The organism is Paraburkholderia eburnea, from assembly GCF_002917095.1.
Classification (GTDB): domain Bacteria; phylum Pseudomonadota; class Gammaproteobacteria; order Burkholderiales; family Burkholderiaceae; genus Paraburkholderia; species Paraburkholderia eburnea.
On sequence record NZ_PQGA01000004.1, the window covers coordinates 212,908 to 229,075 of the forward strand.

The window sequence follows — 16,168 nt, forward strand, 5'->3', positions numbered from 1 at the left end:
GGGTTCATGCCCGCACCCGCGCCTTGATTTCGCTGTGCGCCGAGACCGTGGACTGCGCCACGTAATAGGGGTCTTTCACGCTGCGCGCGTACTGCTTGGGCGCCATGCCCGACCAGCGCCGGAACGCGCGGATAAACGCCTTCTCCGACGCATAGCCCACGCTCGTCGCGATTTCGATCAGACGGCGGCGCGAATCGCGCAGCGCGCCGCTCGCCACGTACATGCGATACGCGGTGAGATGGCCGATGGGCGTTTCCTCGACCAATTCGACAAAGCGCGCGCTAAAGCGCGAGCGCGACATGCCTGCCGTTGCCGCCAGCGATTCGACGGTCCATTCGCGTTCCGGATAGCGATGCAATTGTGCAATCGCGCGACCGATCTGCGGGTCCATGAGGCCGCGCAACCAGCCCGTGTGACTGATCGCCGACGCTAGATGCGCGCGCAACAACTGCACGAACAGCACGTCCGCGAGGCGCGCGGCCGCCACCGCCCAGCCCGGCTGGCAGGCCATCGATTCGCGGATGAAAGCCATCAGCGTGTCCGCGAGCCATGGGCCGACCGCCGGATCGTTGGCCCGCACATGAATGAGCGGCGGCAGCACGGAAAAGAGCGGATTGCGCACGGCTTCGCGATAAAAAATGATGCCCGTGTACAACTCGCTCGCCGCTCCCCCGCCGCCCACGCTGAGCCGCAGCGGCGTGTCGAAGCGCGGGCTGATCCCGGCGCCGGCGACGAGGTCGTCGAACGGTACGGGCTCGACGCCGGGCGCCGAGCCCAGCACGTGCGCGTGACCGTGCGGCAGCAGCACGAAATCGCCGACCTCGACGCGCAACGGATCGACACCGTCCATCGAGATATAAAACGGGCCGCCGAAACCCGTTCTGAACGCCGCGCCTTCCACCGCCGGTTTGGCGATCGCCCATGGCGCGCTGAGCGAGAAGTGCCCCGTCACCACCGCGTCCGCGCGCAGGTCGGCCAGCGCGGCGCTCAAGAGGTCCATCGCCATCTCATCGTCTCCATCGTGTATTTCGGGCGCTGCGCGCGGCCTCGGTGCAGCATTAAAAACGCTGCTGGATGCCCATCATCGCACCGAGCTGATTCGCGCCCGTGGCGACCGTGCCCGCTGCCGCCACGGCGTTCGCGGCCAGCGCGCTATTCATCATGTAGCCAAGCGAAGCATAAAGCGTCGTGCGCTTCGAAATGAAATAATTCGCGCGCGCGATTAGCAGGGTCGAATTCGAATGCTCGCGCAGGATGTAGCGCACGGTCTGCGCGTCGAGCGAGAACGTGGGCACCACATACCAGGTCGCGCCGAGGAAAAAGATATCGGACTGCGCATGCTGTTCGGCCGACGTATTGCGCCGGATCCAGCCGCCGCCGAGCTTCGCGGGACCATATTTCACATAGGCATCAACGATGGTGCGCTTGTCCACGTCCGCGCTGCTCGTGAGCGGCGCGGACGCACCCGGGCCGCCGTACATTACGTCATAAGAGGCCGCCGCGCCGCCCCATGCGCCGTCGTAGGCCAGCATCATGGTGTACTGGCGGCAAGCCACGGCGTCGCCCGGCAACTGGCCCGCACAGTTGGTTGCCGAAGGGCCGGCAGGGCCCGCGGCGTCGCGCCCGAAGCTGTACGTGCCGCCCAGCGTGACGCCGTGGAATTTGCCCATGTAGCCCACGGCATTGTCGCTGCGTGCGTTGGGCAAATAGCTGTCGAAGCTCGCCATCGAATGGATCGACGGGCCGATCACGTCCGCGTTGAACAACGCGTACATCGACATATTCATCTGCCTGCCCAGCGTGAGCGTACCGAATGCGCTGCTCACGCCCACGTTCGCCTGACGCCCGAACAGGCGGCCGCCGTAGTTGAGCGAGCCACTGCCCGGCGCAAAGCCGCTTTCCAGCACGAAGAACGTTTTGTAGCCGCCGCCCAGATCCTCCTCGCCGCGCAAACCGAAGCGTGAAGGCGCCTCGCCCGTGAGCGTGGGCATACCCGCGAACGAACCGCCCTTGGCGGCGTTGTTGTAATACTCGATGCCCGTATCGACGATACCGTAGAGCGCCACGCTGCTCTGCCCCCAGGCCAGCGCCGATGCCATTGCGAGTGAAGCCGCCATGAGAGTTCTTTTCATTGCCTTCTCCGAACCATTATTAAGTCATGCTGATTTATTGGAATTCATGCCGTTCCACGCTGCTGGTCCGGCACGGTACTGCGGGTGTGGCATTCAGTCGGTCGTGCTGCCGCCCGGCATCCCGTCGTCAAGGGCTTCGGCACGTACGGTACGAAAACCGTCAGCGTTGGTTGGCATTCTTGGCCTGGACAAAAAGCCCGGCAATGGCATGGCGACCCAAAAAGGTTGCCGATCGTCTCTTTTGATTTTTGCCTTTCCGAAGCGCCTCAACCCGCCGATTCCCTCATCAACACACTGTATTTATTGATTATTTTCTTTATCCCCGCACCCCAAAAGACCCGCCAATACGTCCAGATACAATTCCTCGTTCCATATATGGAATATTTAATGGAGGATTGATGGTGTATCCGTACGATCAAAGCGCCGTCCGCCCCCAACTCTTATATAAGACATAAGACATTTGACGCCAGTGTGGCTTTGCAATTAGAATCGCGGCTGCAGTAGTCCATGGAAAGCCTTCCCCTGAAACGCAATACCAGCAGGTCCCCCCATGCTTGAAAACTTTCGTGCACACGTAGCCGCGCGCGCCGCGCTCGGCATTCCTCCCCTGCCGCTGACGGCCCAGCAAACCGCCGAGCTGGTGGAACTGCTGACGAATCCGCCCGCCGGCGAAGAGCAGACCCTGCTCGAACTGATCACGAACCGCGTGCCCGCGGGCGTGGACGAAGCCGCTCGCGTCAAGGCCGGCTTCCTGGCTGCGGTCGCCAAGGGTGAAACCGCTTGCTCGCTGATCTCGCGCGCTCACGCTACCGAACTGCTCGGCACCATGCTGGGCGGCTACAACATCCAGCCGCTGATCGAGCTGCTGGCTGACGCCGAAGTCGGCACCGTCGCCGCTGACGCGCTCAAGAAGACGCTGCTGATGTTCGATCAGTTCCATGACGTCAAGGAACTGGCCGACCAGGGCAACGCCAACGCAAAGGCCGTGCTGCAAAGCTGGGCCGACGCCGAATGGTTCACGAGCCGTCCGGAAGTCCCGCAAAGCCTGACCATCACGGTCTTCAAGGTCACGGGCGAAACCAACACCGACGACCTCTCGCCGGCTCCGGACGCGACCACCCGCCCGGACATCCCGCTGCACGCGCTGGCCATGCTGAAGAACGCACGTCCCGGCATCACGCCGGAAGAAGACGGCAAGCGCGGCCCGGTCAAGTTCATCGAATCGCTGAAGGAAAAGGGTCACCTGGTCGCCTACGTGGGCGACGTGGTCGGCACCGGCTCCTCGCGTAAATCGGCCACCAACTCGGTGCTGTGGTTCACGGGCGAAGACATCCCCTTCATCCCGAACAAGCGCTTTGGCGGCGTGTGCCTGGGCGGCAAGATCGCACCGATCTTCTACAACACGATGGAAGACGCCGGCGCCCTGCCGATCGAACTCGACGTGTCGCAGATGGAAATGGGCGACGTGGTCGAACTGCGCCCGTACGAAGGCAAGGCGCTGAAGAACGGCGCCGTGATCGCCGAATTCACGGTCAAGTCCGACGTGCTGTTCGACGAAGTACGCGCCGGCGGCCGCATTCCGCTGATCATCGGCCGTGGCCTGACCGCCAAGGCGCGTGAAGCGCTGGGTCTGGCGCCGTCGACGCTGTTCCGCCTGCCGCAACAACCGGTCGACAGCGGCAAGGGTTTCTCGCTGGCGCAGAAGATGGTTGGCCGCGCATGCGGTCTGCCGGAAGGCCAGGGCGTGCGCCCGGGCACGTACTGCGAACCGAAGATGACCTCGGTCGGCTCGCAGGACACCACCGGCCCGATGACCCGCGACGAACTGAAGGACCTGGCGTGCCTGGGCTTCTCGTCGGATCTCGTCATGCAATCGTTCTGCCACACCGCCGCTTATCCGAAGCCGGTGGACGTGAAGACGCACCAGACGCTGCCGAACTTCATCAGCACGCGTGGCGGTATCGCGCTGCGTCCGGGCGACGGCGTGATCCACTCGTGGCTGAACCGCATGCTGCTGCCCGACACCGTCGGCACCGGCGGCGACTCGCACACGCGCTTCCCGATCGGCATCAGCTTCCCGGCGGGTTCGGGTCTGGTCGCCTTCGCGGCCGCCACCGGCACGATGCCGCTGGACATGCCGGAATCGGTGCTCGTGCGCTTCAAGGGCAAGATGCAGCCGGGCGTCACGCTGCGCGACCTCGTCAACGCCATCCCGCTGTGGGCCATCAAGGAAGGCACGCTGACGGTCGCCAAGCAAGGCAAGAAGAACATCTTCTCGGGCCGCATTCTCGAAATCGAAGGCCTGCCCGATCTGAAGGTCGAGCAAGCGTTCGAGCTGTCGGATGCATCGGCCGAGCGTTCGGCGGCCGGTTGCACGGTGCACCTGAACAAGGAACCGATCATCGAATACCTCAACAGCAACATCACGCTGCTGAAGTGGATGATCGCCCAGGGCTACCAGGACCCGCGCAGCCTGCAACGCCGTATCAAGGCGATGGAAGCCTGGCTGGCCGACCCGCAACTGCTGCAACCGGATGCGGACGCAGAATACGCAGCCGTGATCGAAATCGATCTGGCCGACGTGCATGAGCCGATCGTGGCCTGCCCGAACGATCCGGACGACGTGAAGACGCTGTCGGACGTCGCAGGAGCGAAGATCGACGAAGTGTTCATCGGCTCGTGCATGACCAACATCGGTCACTTCCGTGCCGCGTCGAAGCTGCTCGAAGGCAAGCGCGACATTCCGGTCAAGCTGTGGGTCGCTCCGCCGACCAAGATGGACCAGAAGCAACTGACCGAAGAAGGCCACTATGGCGTCTTCGGCACGGCTGGCGCGCGTACCGAAATGCCGGGCTGCTCGCTGTGCATGGGTAACCAGGCACAGGTGCGCGAAGGCGCAACGGTCATGTCGACGTCGACGCGTAACTTCCCGAACCGTCTGGGCAAGAACACGAACGTGTACCTGGGCTCGGCGGAACTGGCGGCGATCTGCTCGCGTCTGGGCCGGATCCCGACCAAGGAAGAGTACATGGCCGACATGGGCGTGCTCAGCGCAAACGGCGACAAGATCTATCAGTACATGAACTTCGACCAGATCGAAGACTTCAAGGAAGTGGCTGATACGGTGCAGATGTAAGTCGAGCGTGCTGTTGGCCAGGGCGTGAGGTCTGCGCCGTGGCTACCACGCAAATAGCGCCGCAGGGGTGAAGCCTCTGCGGCGCTATTTTTTTGTGCGGCGTGTCCAACAGGACCCGGGAACGGCACCTGCTCGGCTTCCAGCAACACCAGGAGCCAACTCATGAACGAGACACGCAAGCCTGCACCGAAGCAGCAAGCCGATACTGAAAAGCCCGCCCGCGGCAAACCCGGCAGCTTCGACCAACCCGAATCCCACCCCGAAACCATGCCGCGCGAAGGCGGCCCGCATCCGGAACAAACCGCCGACGTGCCTTTGGGCACACACGGTTCCGGCCTGCCGATGGGCGCACGCGGGCACAACAGCCCGCCGGTGCAAAAGAAAGAAGGCGAGAAAAAAACCGATCGATAAGGGCTCACGCCGACTCCAGAAAATGCGCATCGGGTCGTAAACGAGGCATGACCCCTCGTTCGCGCAGCCATGCGCGGTTGTGCGCAAGATAATGCTCGACCTTCTGATTCAATATTGGGGCACCCTACAAAGCCGTGCCGCATCGGGCGATAGCGCTGCATTAAAGCTCGCCCAGTTGCGCATCATGATTTATCAGTTGCCCATGATGTACGGGCTACTGATCGTCAACACATGGGGCATGGTGCTGCCGCATGAAAACCAGTTTCCCCGTTGGCAAGGCATCACCTGCCCCCTGATTCTCACGGCGTTCTGCCTGGTTCGCATCTTTTCCTGGTTGCGGCTTGCGAGAACCCAGGTCACAGCAAAACAGGCGGCTTCGGTCCTGAGCAGCACCCGCTGGCTCGCGTGGGTTTTCGCCATCGTATTCACGACCTGGTCCTTGTCGCTGATGCCCCTCGGCGACGAGGCATTCAAGCTCCACGTCGCGTTCTATATGGCCATTACGGTCATCGGCGTGATCTTTTGCCTGATGCACGTCCTCTCCGCGGCCTTCACCGTGACGGCCATCGTCAACGGCGCGCTCGTCACGACTTTTCTGGTGTCGGGAAATGACGTTTTTCAGGCGGTGGCGATCGATACGTCGCTCGTGTCGCTGGCCATGCTGATCGTCTCGTTCACGCATTTCCGCAACTTCGCCGCCCTCGTGGCCACGCAAAGCGAAAACCGGCGTCTGGCGAATATCGACAGCCTTACCAATCTGCCCAATCGCCGCGCCTTTTTCGATGCGCTCGATCTGCATTTCGAAAGCGCGACGGCATCCGGCAACCGGCTCGCCGTCGGACTCGTCGATCTCGACGGTTTCAAATCGGTCAATGACATTCACGGCCATTCCGCGGGCGATCAGGTGCTTGCGGAGGCCGCGACGCGCCTGGCCACAGCCTGTGCAGGCGCAACCGTGCTCGCGCGACTTGGCGGCGACGAATTCGGTCTGATCGTAACGGGCGATTGCTCGGATAGCCGCCTGTCGCTCTTTGGGCGCGATATCGCCAGCGCTTTTGGCGATCCCGTGGTGGTCGGCGACAGTTCGGTAAGGCTGGGAGCCACCATCGGTTTTTCGACTTATCCGCAGAGTTCGCGCAATAAAGCCGATCTTTTCGAAGCGGCCGATTACGCGCTCTACGAGGGCAAACGCCGCGGGCGCGGCTCGGCGACCGTGTTTTCGCAGGCGCATCGCAACGCGATTATCCGCGAGTCGCAGATCGCACAAGCGTTGCGCTCACCTGATCTGGACAACGAACTATCGATTGCCTTCCAGCCCATCGTTTCGCTGGAAGAGGCCCGCACCGTCGGCTTCGAAGCCCTTGCCCGCTGGCATAGCGCGACGCTCGGCACCATCGCGCCCGGCGAATTCATCCCGGCGGCCGAGCGCAGCGGCATCATCAACGACCTGACGCTCGCGCTGTTCAGCAAGGCGCTGGCATGTGCCGCACAATGGCCCTCGCGTATCGGCCTGTCCTTTAACCTCTCGGCTCATGATTTCGCCGATGAGCGAGTCGTGGAGGGACTCGCGCGACGCATCAGCGAAAGCGGCATCGATCCGGCCCGGCTGGACTTCGAGATTACCGAAACCGCCATGGCCCAGGACTTCGAGCAGGTGCGCCATGCCGCGGAGGAATTCCGCAGCATGGGTTGCGGTTTGTCCGTCGACGATTTCGGCACCGGCTATTCGAGTCTGTCCTATCTCTGCAAGCTCCCGCTGAGCCGCCTGAAGATCGACCGCACCTTCGTGAGCGGTCTGAAGGAAGGGACGACGGCGTTCACGGTCGTGCGGACCTTGCTCAGTCTCAGCCGGCAAATGATGCTCGAATGTGTGATCGAAGGCGTGGAAACGGCGGCGGAATTGCAAACGGTCGCGGGACTCGGCGCCACCCTCGTCCAGGGCTACTATTGTTCGCGCCCGATGGACGCCAGCGCGATTGCCTCATATCTGGCGAGCGAACGAACGGGTGTGTCCGCCTGAGACGATTGGTCTCATCCGCGTGCCACGCTGACTGCCGCCTTTTCCTGACGTTTTTCCGCTCATGCGTTACGATGCGCGGATGTCTCTGTTCGCTTGCGCCCGTCGACGCTTCTCCCTATGGCTTGCCCTGCTCGCCATGTGGCTCGTCGTGGTCGTGCCGGTCGCGAGCCAGTTGATGGTCGCCGCTCGGGCAGCCACGCCGGATACCGCCAGCATTCTGTGCTCGGTGACGGCGGCGCATGCACCGGCATCCGCATCCCACCTTCACACCGATCGCCTCGCGGCTTGCGGATACTGCACCCTGCTTGCGCATCAACCCGCGATGGCCGCACCGCCAGCCACGGCTCTTGCGCTCGTCGCGATTGCGGCGGAGCAGGCAGACGCGCCGCCCACTGCGCAGCCCTTGCCCGCTGCGGCTTTTCCGTCGGGACGGCCACGCGGGCCGCCTGCTGTTTCCGCCTTCTACGCCTGACACCGCGCGATTTTTTGCGCTGTTTCGCCGCGCTTTTTGCGTGCGGCGCATCCACGTCTGCTGCGATGCGCCGTATCCGCTCCACCCACGCCATCCCCTTCAACTTTGATCAGGAGAACGATCATGTATCGCCGCTTCCGCCAATTCGCCCTCGCCATGCCGCTCGCCATTGCGGCGCTTCCCGCCCTCGCCGCGCCCCCCAGTGCGATAAAGGTGTCCGACTGCTGGGTCCGCTCGATGCCGGGCAGCGTACCGTCGGGCGGCTATTTCAAGCTCGCGAACACGAGCGCCAAGCCCGTCGATCTGCTCGACGTCAACGCCGACGCCTTCGGCATGGCCATGCTGCATCAGTCGCAAAGCAACGGCAGCGCGTCGAAGATGGTTATGGTCGACAAGGCGACGGTGCCCGCCAACGGCACGCTCGCGTTCGCACCGGGCGGCTATCACGTGATGTTCGAGGAAGCGAAGAAGCCGCTGACTGTCGGATCGACGATTCCCGTGACCTTCAAGTTCAGCGACGGCGAAAAGATCGAGACGCAATGCGCCGTGAAAAACGCGGCAGGTCAGTAAGAGCCGCTGCGCGGCCGGTCGATCAGTCACGATGTCGGTGAGCGCGACCCGGCGAGAGTCGTTTTCGAGCCGGATCACGCCGCCAGCGCGCCTCACTCGCCGATCCACGACCCGCGCAGATCGCTGTCATGCAGCAGTTGCAGCAGCGTTTGCGCCGGGCGGCTTAGGCGCTTCGCTGCCAGCGCGATGAACTCGACGTCAGGCAGCACGGGCAGACTCGCCACGTTGAGGGGTGGCGCCAGCCCGCGCGCGGCCAGATATTGCGGGCGCACCGTGATGCCCAGGCCGCCGCGCGCGGCGGCCACGCAGCCCGAATGGCTGCTGCTCGTGCACACCACCTGCCAGCGAAAATCGGTCTGCGCGAGGGCGTCGAGCACCACTGCCCGCGTGACGCTCGGCTCGGCCACGAGGATCAGCGGCAGCGGCTGCGTGAGGTCCACCGCCGTACCTGCACGCGCGAGCCATTCGAGCCGCCCCGTGAAGAGCGCCGTGCCACGCTTGTCACCCAGTCGCCGCTTGCCCACCATCAGTTCGATCGCGCCCGCGTCCAGCAGTTCGTAAAGCTGCCCGGTCATGCCGATGTTGATTTCCAGCTCAACGTCGGGATGCGCGTTGCGAAACGCCGTGAGCACGGCGGGCAGCGGCCCGAGCGCGATGTCGTCGGAGCAGCCAAGGCGCACGCGCCCGCGCAGGCGCGGCGCGCGAAACTGGGACTCGGCGCGGTTGATCGCCTGCAGGATCGCGCCCGCATGCGCGAGCATCGCCTCGCCGTCGGGGGTGATCGCGAGCGAATGCGTGTCGCGCACGAAAAGGCGCCGGCCGATTTCCTCTTCGAGACGGCGGACGTGCTCGCTGACGCTCGACTGCGTGAGGTCGAGCTGGCGCGCCGCCTCGGTGAAGCTATGGCAGGTGGCGACGGTCGCGAACGATTTGAGCCAGACTGGGTTGAGCATGGTGCATTGTGACGCATTTCGACATGGTTATCGCCGATGCCGATAACAGTCAGCGTCCTTAGTTGGGTTCCCGATTTCAGGCGATGACAATATCATGACGGGATTGCAGATGATTGCGCCGCGGACCCGTGCTTCATAAGCCGCCTGTAAGCCCGCGCGCGCCCAAGACGTCCCCGATGAACAAGGATTCAAGCCAGACGGCCCTGCTGTGGATCGTCGCCGCCGGCTTTTTCATGCAGGCGCTCGACACCACGATCGTCAACACCGCCCTGCCCGCAATGGCGCTGAGCCTCGGCGTCAAGCCGCTCGCGATGCAGCCGGTGATCGTGGCCTACACGCTCACCATGGCGATGCTCACGCCCGCGTCGGGCTGGCTCGCCGACCGCTTCGGCACACGCCGCGTCTACTTCGCCGCCATTCTTGTTTTCGTGCTCGGTTCGCTGTGCTGCGCGGGCGCGCACACGCTCGGCCAGCTTGTGATCGCACGGGTGCTGCAGGGCATCGGCGGTTCGATGCTGATGCCGATCGGCCGCCTGGCCGTGTTGCGCGCCGTGAGCGGCGAGCAGTATGTGTCCGCGCTCGCGCTGATTTCGGTGGCCGGCCAGGTTGGCCCCATCGTCGGCCCGACGCTCGGCGGCTGGTTCGTGCAGGCTATTACGTGGCACTGGATTTTTCTGATCAACGTGCCGATCGGCCTTGCGGGCATGATCGCGGTGCAGCGTTACCTGCCGCGCGCGACGGCCAGCGCCGCGCCGCCCTTCGACCTGGCGGGTTGCGCGCTGGTGTCGCTGTGCATGATCGCGTTCTCGCTCGCCTTCGATGCGCCGGTCCACACGCATCGCGCTGCGTGGTCGGCGGCGCTCTTCGCGCTCGGCCTCGCAGCCGCGCTTGTCTATGTGCCTTATGCGCGCCGCCGCCGCGATCCGCTCTTCAAGCTCGCGCTCTTTGGCGAGCCCAATTTCAGTGTCGGCCTGATCGGCAATCTGGTGTGCCGGATCGGTTCGAGCGCAGTGCCCTTTCTCGTGCCGCTGCTCATGCAGCTCGAACTTGGCTACTCGCCGCTGCACTCCGGCCTCATGATGTTGCCCGCCGCTCTCGCGGGCACGGTGGCCAAGCGCTGGATCGCGCCATTGATTCGCCGCTATGGCTATGACGCTTTCCTGCTCGTGAACACGTCGATCGTGGGCGCATCGATCGTTGCGTTCGCACTCATTTCGCGCGGCACGCCCATTGCGGTCGAAATCGTCGTGCTGGCGATCTTCGGCGCCGCTAATTCGATGCAGTTCGCGGCGATGAACAGCGTCACGCTCAAGGGCCTCTCGCACGAAGACGCGGGTAGCGGCAACAGCCTGTTTTCGATGGTGCAGATGCTGGCGATGGGGCTGGGCGTGACGATCGGCGGCGCGCTCGTAAGCCTGGTCGAGGCCCACGGCGGCACGGTGGCGCAGGGCTTTCGCGTGAGTTTCGCGGGAGTGGGTGTGATCACGCTGGTTTCGGCACTGATCTTCCGGCGCATCGATGCGCCTGCCGCCGTACCGGCTTCGGCGTCCGCCGTGCCGGCGACTTCAGGACGCCGCTGATCGGCGCCCGGGTTTGACTTATCGTGCTTCGAAACGCGTCAGTTTCAGAAAGCGGTAATAGACGGTCTCGGCGTTATACACGGCGATAATCAATCCCGCGCGGCCATCCAGAAAGCCGCGCCGCAGCAGATACGTGCGAATGAACGCCCACGCACCGCGTCCGAGCGCCTTGCGCACGCTGCTTTTCTTGCCGCCCGCGCGCCGTTGTTCCGCGCCCAGCGTCGAATAGGCATCCATCTTGCGCAGCACCGTTTCGTAGCTGTCGTACGAGTAGTGCAGCAACTTGCCTTCGAGCCGCTTGCACGGCACGTCATACACGAGGCGTTCGTGCACGAGATCAGTGGAAAAACGGGCAAGTTCGCGCGGAAACAGGCGTGGAATCCAGTCGGGATACCACCCCGAGTGATAGATCCATTCTCCGCAAAAACTCGACAGTCGATCGACGGCATACGCCGAAAGCTCCGGCTGGGAGACGGCCACGCGAATCGATTCGGCCAGTTCGGGAGTGACGATTTCGTCGGCATCGAGCGAGAGGATCCACGGCGTGGACAGCTCGGCGATCGCGCGGTTCTTCTGCACGCCGAAGCCGGGCCAGTCCGCGCTTTGGATCACGCGTGCGCCGTGCTGGCGCGCGATCTCAACGGTGTTATCGGTGCTGCCGTTATCGAGCACGACGATCTCACCGGCAAAGTGCACGGACTGCAGGCACCCCGCCAGATGCTGCGCGGCGTTCATCGTGATGATTGCGACGCCTAGCTGCGATACTTTCAAATCATTCTCGCTTTCACATTCTTACAATGCACTACTAATCATTACCTTCGAACCGTGCCGCAATTGCTGCCGCTGAATGGGAGCAGCGGATCAACTCGGCGACGACGTATGGGCGGCAGTTCGCGGCGTAGTGGCTCGTATGCTTCCAGAATCGCGGTTGCCCGTGTTTACGCAGCGTTACGCTCCCTTTCCCCACCTTGCCGCGTTTTCTGGATGTTTTGCCCGATTCTCACGGCGATCACGGGCTTGCTGGCGTCAAATGCTTAGTAATGCAGAGCTTTCCAGATCACATTCCGTTACCTGATCGCTTCGGGCGCCAGCGCCGGAAAGATTCATAAAAGCATCGTCCGGGCAAAAAACATAGCCGTCCCGGTAGCGTGTCTGGATGTACTGACGCCCGCAGGGCGACAGGCCCAGCAACTTGCGCAGGCGAAAGACCACAACGTCGAGACTGCGTGCATGCAGTTTCGAATTGCGGTCGAGCATACTCAGAATGCGTTCGCGCGAGAGCGGGCGCATGCGGTTCGCGGCGAACACGGTGAGCACGGCGAGCGCCAGCGGCGGCGCGGAAATACGCGCGCCATTCTTGAATAGCTGATTGCCGACCGCATCGATTTCGAAGCTGTCGAACGCGTAGCGCGCCTCCTTCCCCGGCAGGTTCGGCAAATCGATCTTGCAGCGCAGCGCGTGCCGCATACGCGCAAGCAATTCGCGCGGATCGTAAGGATCGACCAGAAAGTCGTTGGCACCAAGCTCGAATGCCAGCACCTTGTCGGCGACGTCGCTGGAGCGGCTCACGATGATCACCGGCACCCCATAACCCGCTTCGCGCAGGCTGCGCAGCGCACCGATGCCGTCGATCTCGCGCACTTCATGACGAAGAACAATCAGCGACGGCATCTCCCGCGCGAGGCGCTGCTCCAGCCCCTGCGTGCCATACAGCACCGACATGGCGATCTGCTGGCGCTGCAGGTAGCTGCGCAGGTTATCCCGCGATACCTGATCAGGCTCGACAACAAGCACGTGAACATCCATCGATCTGTCCCTCATCAGGTGATTGCAGGCCATCGATCGTGCCTGCGCACAAGACGCGATCAGGACGATTCAATGTGCGACGGATCATACGAAACAACCGTGCAGGAAAAAGTCGTGAAAACTGGAGAAAATGTGAATTCGCACCGTGCATGCGACCCTTACGTTCCGCTTCAGGCGAAAATAACGCTTAATTTCATCCCGTCCTTACCTCACTTCCTTCGCATCCGGCTGAACGCTTCATGAGAGCCAGCATTACGTTCAAACTTTTCCTCGCGATTCTTTCCGCGTGCGTACTCGCGGCCGTGGCCATGGGCGTGGCGATCCGGGCGAGTTTCGAATTCGGCTTTGTGGACTTTCTGCAGGAGCAGGCGGCGACCGAACTCGCATCGCTCGAACGGGAACTGGAAACCGCCTATGCGCAGCACGGCAACTGGGATTTCATGCGCAACCGGATGCCGGGACCGCAGCCCTTCGACGGTGCCCCGCCTCCTGGCTTCGCCGACGGGAGCCCTCCTGGCGCGCTGAATGGACTCGGGCCGAACGATCTGGATGGTCCAGGCGGACCTGGTGGATTTAGGGAACCTGATGGCCTTAATGGCCCCGATGGAGCAGGCGGCCCCAACGGACCGATTCTGCCGCACGGTATTCAAAACGAAGACGGCAAAACGTCTACCTTCGGGCCTGACGCTTTCGGACGCCCGCGTCCGCATCGTCCGCCCTTCTCGCTCTATGACGCGAATATGAACCTCGTCACGAAAGCGGGACCGGCTCCACCGCCCGAGGCGACTCGACACCCGCTCAAGGTCAAGGGGCAGGTAGTCGGCTGGCTCGCCGTGACGGGCCCCGCCGCGCTCATCAGTCAGGCCGAAATCCGCTTCAAGGACCGCCAGATTCAGGCGACCTGGATCATCGTGGGCTTTACCGCGCTGCTCTCCGCCGCCATCGCGATGGTCCTCGCGCGCACACTGCTCACGCCGATCAAGCGCATCGTCGCGGCGACGCACCGCCTCGCGGGCGGCGACTACGCCACGCGCGTGCCTGCCAAAGGCCGCGACGAATTGCAGATGCTCGCAAGCGATTTCAATCGCCTCGCCGCATCGCTGGAAAAGGCCGAAGGCGACCGGCGTGATTTCATCGCAGACATATCGCACGAATTGCGTACGCCACTTTCCGTGCTGCGCGGCGAACTCGAAGCGATCGAGGACGGCGTGCGTCGGCCCGACGCGGCGACCATTACTTCGCTGCAAGCCGAAGTCGCCATGCTCAGCCAGTTGATCGACGACCTGTACGAACTGTCGCTCGCCGATATCGGCCAACTCTCGTTCGAGAAGGTGCCGCTCGACCTAACGCCGATTGTGGAGGCATCCTGCGACGCCTTTCGCGAGCGCCTGGCCGCCAAGCGGATCGCACTCGAATTCGAATCGGACGTCGGGCACGCCACGCTCTCTGGCGATCCTTACCGGCTCACGCAACTCTGGAAAAACCTGCTTGAAAACGCGCTGCGTTACACCAACGCCGGCGGCCAGGTGCACGTCGCTATCACAGAGGACGACCACGCCCTCTATGTAGATGTTCAGGATTCCTTTCCGCCCGTTCCCGCTCCGCTACTGCCGCATCTGTTCGACCGCTTCTTCCGCGTCGACCCTTCCCGCAGCCGTCAAAGCGGCGGCGCAGGGCTCGGCCTCGCGCTGTGCAAACGCATCGTGGAGACGCACGGCGGCACCATCGAGGCGTCGCGCTCGCCGCTCGGGGGCCTGCGCGTGCTCGTCCAACTTCCACGCCTACACCAACAATGATTGATCCGATCACCCGGCCTGCCATCCTGATCGTCGAAGACGAGCCCAAGCTCGCGGCGCTGCTTGCCGATTATCTGGCCAAGGAAGATTTCACGACCACGATCCTCCCGGACGGACGGGTAGTCGTGCCCTGGGTGCGCGAGCATGCGCCGTCGATGGTGCTGCTCGACCTGATGCTGCCGGGGCGCAGCGGGCTGGAAATATGCCGTGAATTACGCACGTTTTCCGCGGTGCCGGTGATGATCATCACCGCGCGCGTCGATGAAATCGACCGCCTGCTCGGGCTGGAGCTCGGCGCGGACGACTACGTCTGCAAGCCGTTCAGTCCGCGCGAAGTCGTGGCGCGCGTCAAGGCGATCCTGCGCCGCGCCGAGCTGCTCGCGCGTGCTCATCAGGAAGCCGAAGGCGCCATGCCCACGCCGTTTTCGATCGATGTCCCGCACCACGCCGCACGCCTGGACGGACGGGACCTGCACCTCACACCCATCGAGTTCCGCCTGCTAGCGCTGCTGCACGCGGGCGCGGGCCGCATCTACGCGCGCGACTACCTGCTGCGCGCGCTCTACGAAGACCATCGTGTGGTGGCGGATCGCACGATCGACTCGCACGTCAAGAATCTGCGCCGCAAGCTCCAGGCGATCCGGCCGGATCAGGACATGATCCGCTCGATCTATGGGGTGGGTTATCGGCTGGAGATGGAGCCGATCGAAGAATAAAACGCTGGGAATAAAAGCAGTAACCCGATGAAAAGCGCCTTTCGTCCAGTCAGTAATCGCGTGGCAAATCCGGCGCTAAAGCGTGCTGGGATTGCCCTTTTAATACGCTTTTAATTCCCTCTTAAGCCCCGCTTAATCTGCCGTTAATTCGCCGTTACCAATCTCGCATCGTAGTTGCACCTGTGTCGGGGCACCCCGCCTACACTTCGATCCGTGCCTGACAGAACGCACGAAATATGCGGAGGAACAGCGAAATGAACAGGATAATTGCCGGCGTAGTACTCGGTGTGTCGGCGCTGGTGGCAACGACTGCGGCCAGCGCGCATGTGGATGTTGCCTTGGGGGTCGAGGTGCCGGGCATCGCTTACGCGGCGCCCGCGCCGGAGTACGTTGCGCCACCTCCGCCGGTTGCGTATGCTCCTCCACCGCCGCCCGTCATGATGGCGTATCGCAGCGACGATGACTGGCGTGCACGCCGGTGGCGGGAACACGAGCGCCGCGAGCATGAATGGCGCGAGCACGAGTGGCACGAGCGCGGCTGGGACCATTAAACTGAATCATCATCTAAATATCACG

Annotated in this window: 15 protein-coding genes; 10 read left to right on the forward strand and 5 right to left on the reverse strand. The window is 63.2% G+C overall.

The window, feature by feature from the left end:
- Window positions 1-4: 4 nt before the first annotated feature.
- The gene (locus B0G62_RS11530) at window positions 5-1,006 is read right to left on the reverse strand and encodes an AraC family transcriptional regulator (protein ID WP_103704307.1); all 1,002 of its coding nucleotides are present in this window, start codon (window positions 1,004-1,006) and stop codon (window positions 5-7) included.
- Window positions 1,007-1,058: 52 nt separating this feature from the next.
- Entirely contained in the window at window positions 1,059-2,132 is a 1,074-nt protein-coding gene (locus B0G62_RS11535; RefSeq protein ID WP_103704308.1) for a porin, read from the reverse strand.
- Here B0G62_RS11535 and B0G62_RS31200 point away from each other — a divergent pair.
- The 6 genes from B0G62_RS31200 (at window position 2,116) to B0G62_RS11560 (ending at window position 8,741) form a co-directional block, all read left to right on the forward strand.
- Window positions 2,116-2,439 (forward strand): hypothetical protein, encoded by a 324-nt coding sequence (locus B0G62_RS31200; protein WP_146055255.1) that lies wholly within the window; start codon window positions 2,116-2,118, stop codon window positions 2,437-2,439. The two genes, B0G62_RS11535 and B0G62_RS31200, sit on opposite strands and share 17 nt — an antisense overlap.
- A gap of 243 nt (window positions 2,440-2,682) precedes the next feature.
- Window positions 2,683-5,268, forward strand: a complete 2,586-nt coding sequence (acnB, locus tag B0G62_RS11540) for a bifunctional aconitate hydratase 2/2-methylisocitrate dehydratase (protein ID WP_103704309.1) — start codon at window positions 2,683-2,685, stop codon at window positions 5,266-5,268.
- A 162-nt stretch (window positions 5,269-5,430) separates the two neighbouring features.
- Window positions 5,431-5,679 (forward strand): hypothetical protein, encoded by a 249-nt coding sequence (locus tag B0G62_RS11545; protein WP_103704310.1) that lies wholly within the window; start codon window positions 5,431-5,433, stop codon window positions 5,677-5,679.
- 91 nt (window positions 5,680-5,770) lie between these two features.
- Complete coding sequence (locus tag B0G62_RS11550; protein WP_208624221.1) at window positions 5,771-7,699, forward strand: putative bifunctional diguanylate cyclase/phosphodiesterase; 1,929 nt, start codon at window positions 5,771-5,773, stop codon at window positions 7,697-7,699.
- A 79-nt stretch (window positions 7,700-7,778) separates the two neighbouring features.
- Window positions 7,779-8,171, forward strand: a complete 393-nt coding sequence (locus B0G62_RS11555) for a DUF2946 family protein (protein WP_103704311.1) — start codon at window positions 7,779-7,781, stop codon at window positions 8,169-8,171.
- A 123-nt stretch (window positions 8,172-8,294) separates the two neighbouring features.
- Window positions 8,295-8,741: a copper chaperone PCu(A)C gene (locus B0G62_RS11560; protein ID WP_103704312.1), complete on the forward strand. Its 447-nt coding sequence runs from the start codon at window positions 8,295-8,297 to the stop codon at window positions 8,739-8,741.
- 92 nt (window positions 8,742-8,833) lie between these two features.
- Here the strand turns inward: B0G62_RS11560 and B0G62_RS11565 are convergent, their stop codons facing one another.
- On the reverse strand, window positions 8,834-9,694 hold the full coding sequence (locus tag B0G62_RS11565) for a LysR family transcriptional regulator (protein WP_103704313.1): 861 nt from the start codon (window positions 9,692-9,694) through the stop codon (window positions 8,834-8,836).
- A 176-nt stretch (window positions 9,695-9,870) separates the two neighbouring features.
- Here B0G62_RS11565 and B0G62_RS11570 point away from each other — a divergent pair, with 176 nt between their 5' ends.
- A complete protein-coding gene (locus B0G62_RS11570) occupies window positions 9,871-11,274 on the forward strand; it encodes a DHA2 family efflux MFS transporter permease subunit (RefSeq protein ID WP_103704314.1) in 1,404 nt (467 codons plus the stop codon).
- A gap of 18 nt (window positions 11,275-11,292) precedes the next feature.
- Here the strand turns inward: B0G62_RS11570 and B0G62_RS11575 are convergent, their stop codons facing one another.
- The gene (locus tag B0G62_RS11575) at window positions 11,293-12,009 is read right to left on the reverse strand and encodes a glycosyltransferase family 2 protein (protein WP_407671149.1); all 717 of its coding nucleotides are present in this window, start codon (window positions 12,007-12,009) and stop codon (window positions 11,293-11,295) included.
- A 291-nt stretch (window positions 12,010-12,300) separates the two neighbouring features.
- Complete coding sequence (locus B0G62_RS11580; RefSeq protein ID WP_103704316.1) at window positions 12,301-13,113, reverse strand: response regulator; 813 nt, start codon at window positions 13,111-13,113, stop codon at window positions 12,301-12,303.
- 206 nt (window positions 13,114-13,319) lie between these two features.
- Between B0G62_RS11580 and B0G62_RS11585 the strand changes: the two genes are divergently transcribed.
- The 3 genes from B0G62_RS11585 to B0G62_RS11595 all read left to right on the forward strand — a co-directional run bounded on the left by B0G62_RS11585 (window position 13,320) and on the right by B0G62_RS11595 (window position 16,143).
- The gene (locus B0G62_RS11585) at window positions 13,320-14,876 is read left to right on the forward strand and encodes an ATP-binding protein (RefSeq protein WP_103704317.1); all 1,557 of its coding nucleotides are present in this window, start codon (window positions 13,320-13,322) and stop codon (window positions 14,874-14,876) included.
- A complete protein-coding gene (locus B0G62_RS11590) occupies window positions 14,873-15,592 on the forward strand; it encodes a response regulator (RefSeq protein WP_103704318.1) in 720 nt (239 codons plus the stop codon). Before B0G62_RS11585 ends, B0G62_RS11590 begins: the two co-directional genes overlap by 4 nt.
- Before the next feature lie 254 nt (window positions 15,593-15,846).
- Entirely contained in the window at window positions 15,847-16,143 is a 297-nt protein-coding gene (locus tag B0G62_RS11595; RefSeq protein WP_103704438.1) for a hypothetical protein, read from the forward strand.
- Window positions 16,144-16,168: the final 25 nt, after the last annotated feature.

Excerpts from the sequence above, each read along its gene's own strand:
- B0G62_RS11590 (WP_103704318.1), top strand. The coding sequence starts at position 14,873 with ATGATTGATCCGATCACCCGGCCTGCCATCCTGATCGTCGAAGACGAG.
- B0G62_RS11555 (WP_103704311.1), top strand. The coding sequence starts at position 7,779 with ATGTCTCTGTTCGCTTGCGCCCGTCGACGCTTCTCCCTATGGCTTGCC.
- B0G62_RS11570 (WP_103704314.1), top strand. The coding sequence starts at position 9,871 with ATGAACAAGGATTCAAGCCAGACGGCCCTGCTGTGGATCGTCGCCGCC.
- B0G62_RS11565 (WP_103704313.1), bottom strand. The coding sequence starts at position 9,694 with ATGCTCAACCCAGTCTGGCTCAAATCGTTCGCGACCGTCGCCACCTGC.
- B0G62_RS11560 (WP_103704312.1), top strand. The coding sequence starts at position 8,295 with ATGTATCGCCGCTTCCGCCAATTCGCCCTCGCCATGCCGCTCGCCATT.
- B0G62_RS11595 (WP_103704438.1), top strand. The coding sequence starts at position 15,847 with ATGAACAGGATAATTGCCGGCGTAGTACTCGGTGTGTCGGCGCTGGTG.
- B0G62_RS11575 (WP_407671149.1), bottom strand. The coding sequence starts at position 12,009 with ATGAACGCCGCGCAGCATCTGGCGGGGTGCCTGCAGTCCGTGCACTTT.
- B0G62_RS31200 (WP_146055255.1), top strand. The coding sequence starts at position 2,116 with ATGAGAGTTCTTTTCATTGCCTTCTCCGAACCATTATTAAGTCATGCT.
- B0G62_RS11550 (WP_208624221.1), top strand. The coding sequence starts at position 5,771 with ATGCTCGACCTTCTGATTCAATATTGGGGCACCCTACAAAGCCGTGCC.
- B0G62_RS11530 (WP_103704307.1), bottom strand. The coding sequence starts at position 1,006 with ATGGCGATGGACCTCTTGAGCGCCGCGCTGGCCGACCTGCGCGCGGAC.
- B0G62_RS11535 (WP_103704308.1), bottom strand. The coding sequence starts at position 2,132 with ATGAAAAGAACTCTCATGGCGGCTTCACTCGCAATGGCATCGGCGCTG.
- B0G62_RS11545 (WP_103704310.1), top strand. The coding sequence starts at position 5,431 with ATGAACGAGACACGCAAGCCTGCACCGAAGCAGCAAGCCGATACTGAA.
- B0G62_RS11585 (WP_103704317.1), top strand. The coding sequence starts at position 13,320 with ATGAGAGCCAGCATTACGTTCAAACTTTTCCTCGCGATTCTTTCCGCG.
- acnB (WP_103704309.1), top strand. The coding sequence starts at position 2,683 with ATGCTTGAAAACTTTCGTGCACACGTAGCCGCGCGCGCCGCGCTCGGC.
- B0G62_RS11580 (WP_103704316.1), bottom strand. The coding sequence starts at position 13,113 with ATGGCCTGCAATCACCTGATGAGGGACAGATCGATGGATGTTCACGTG.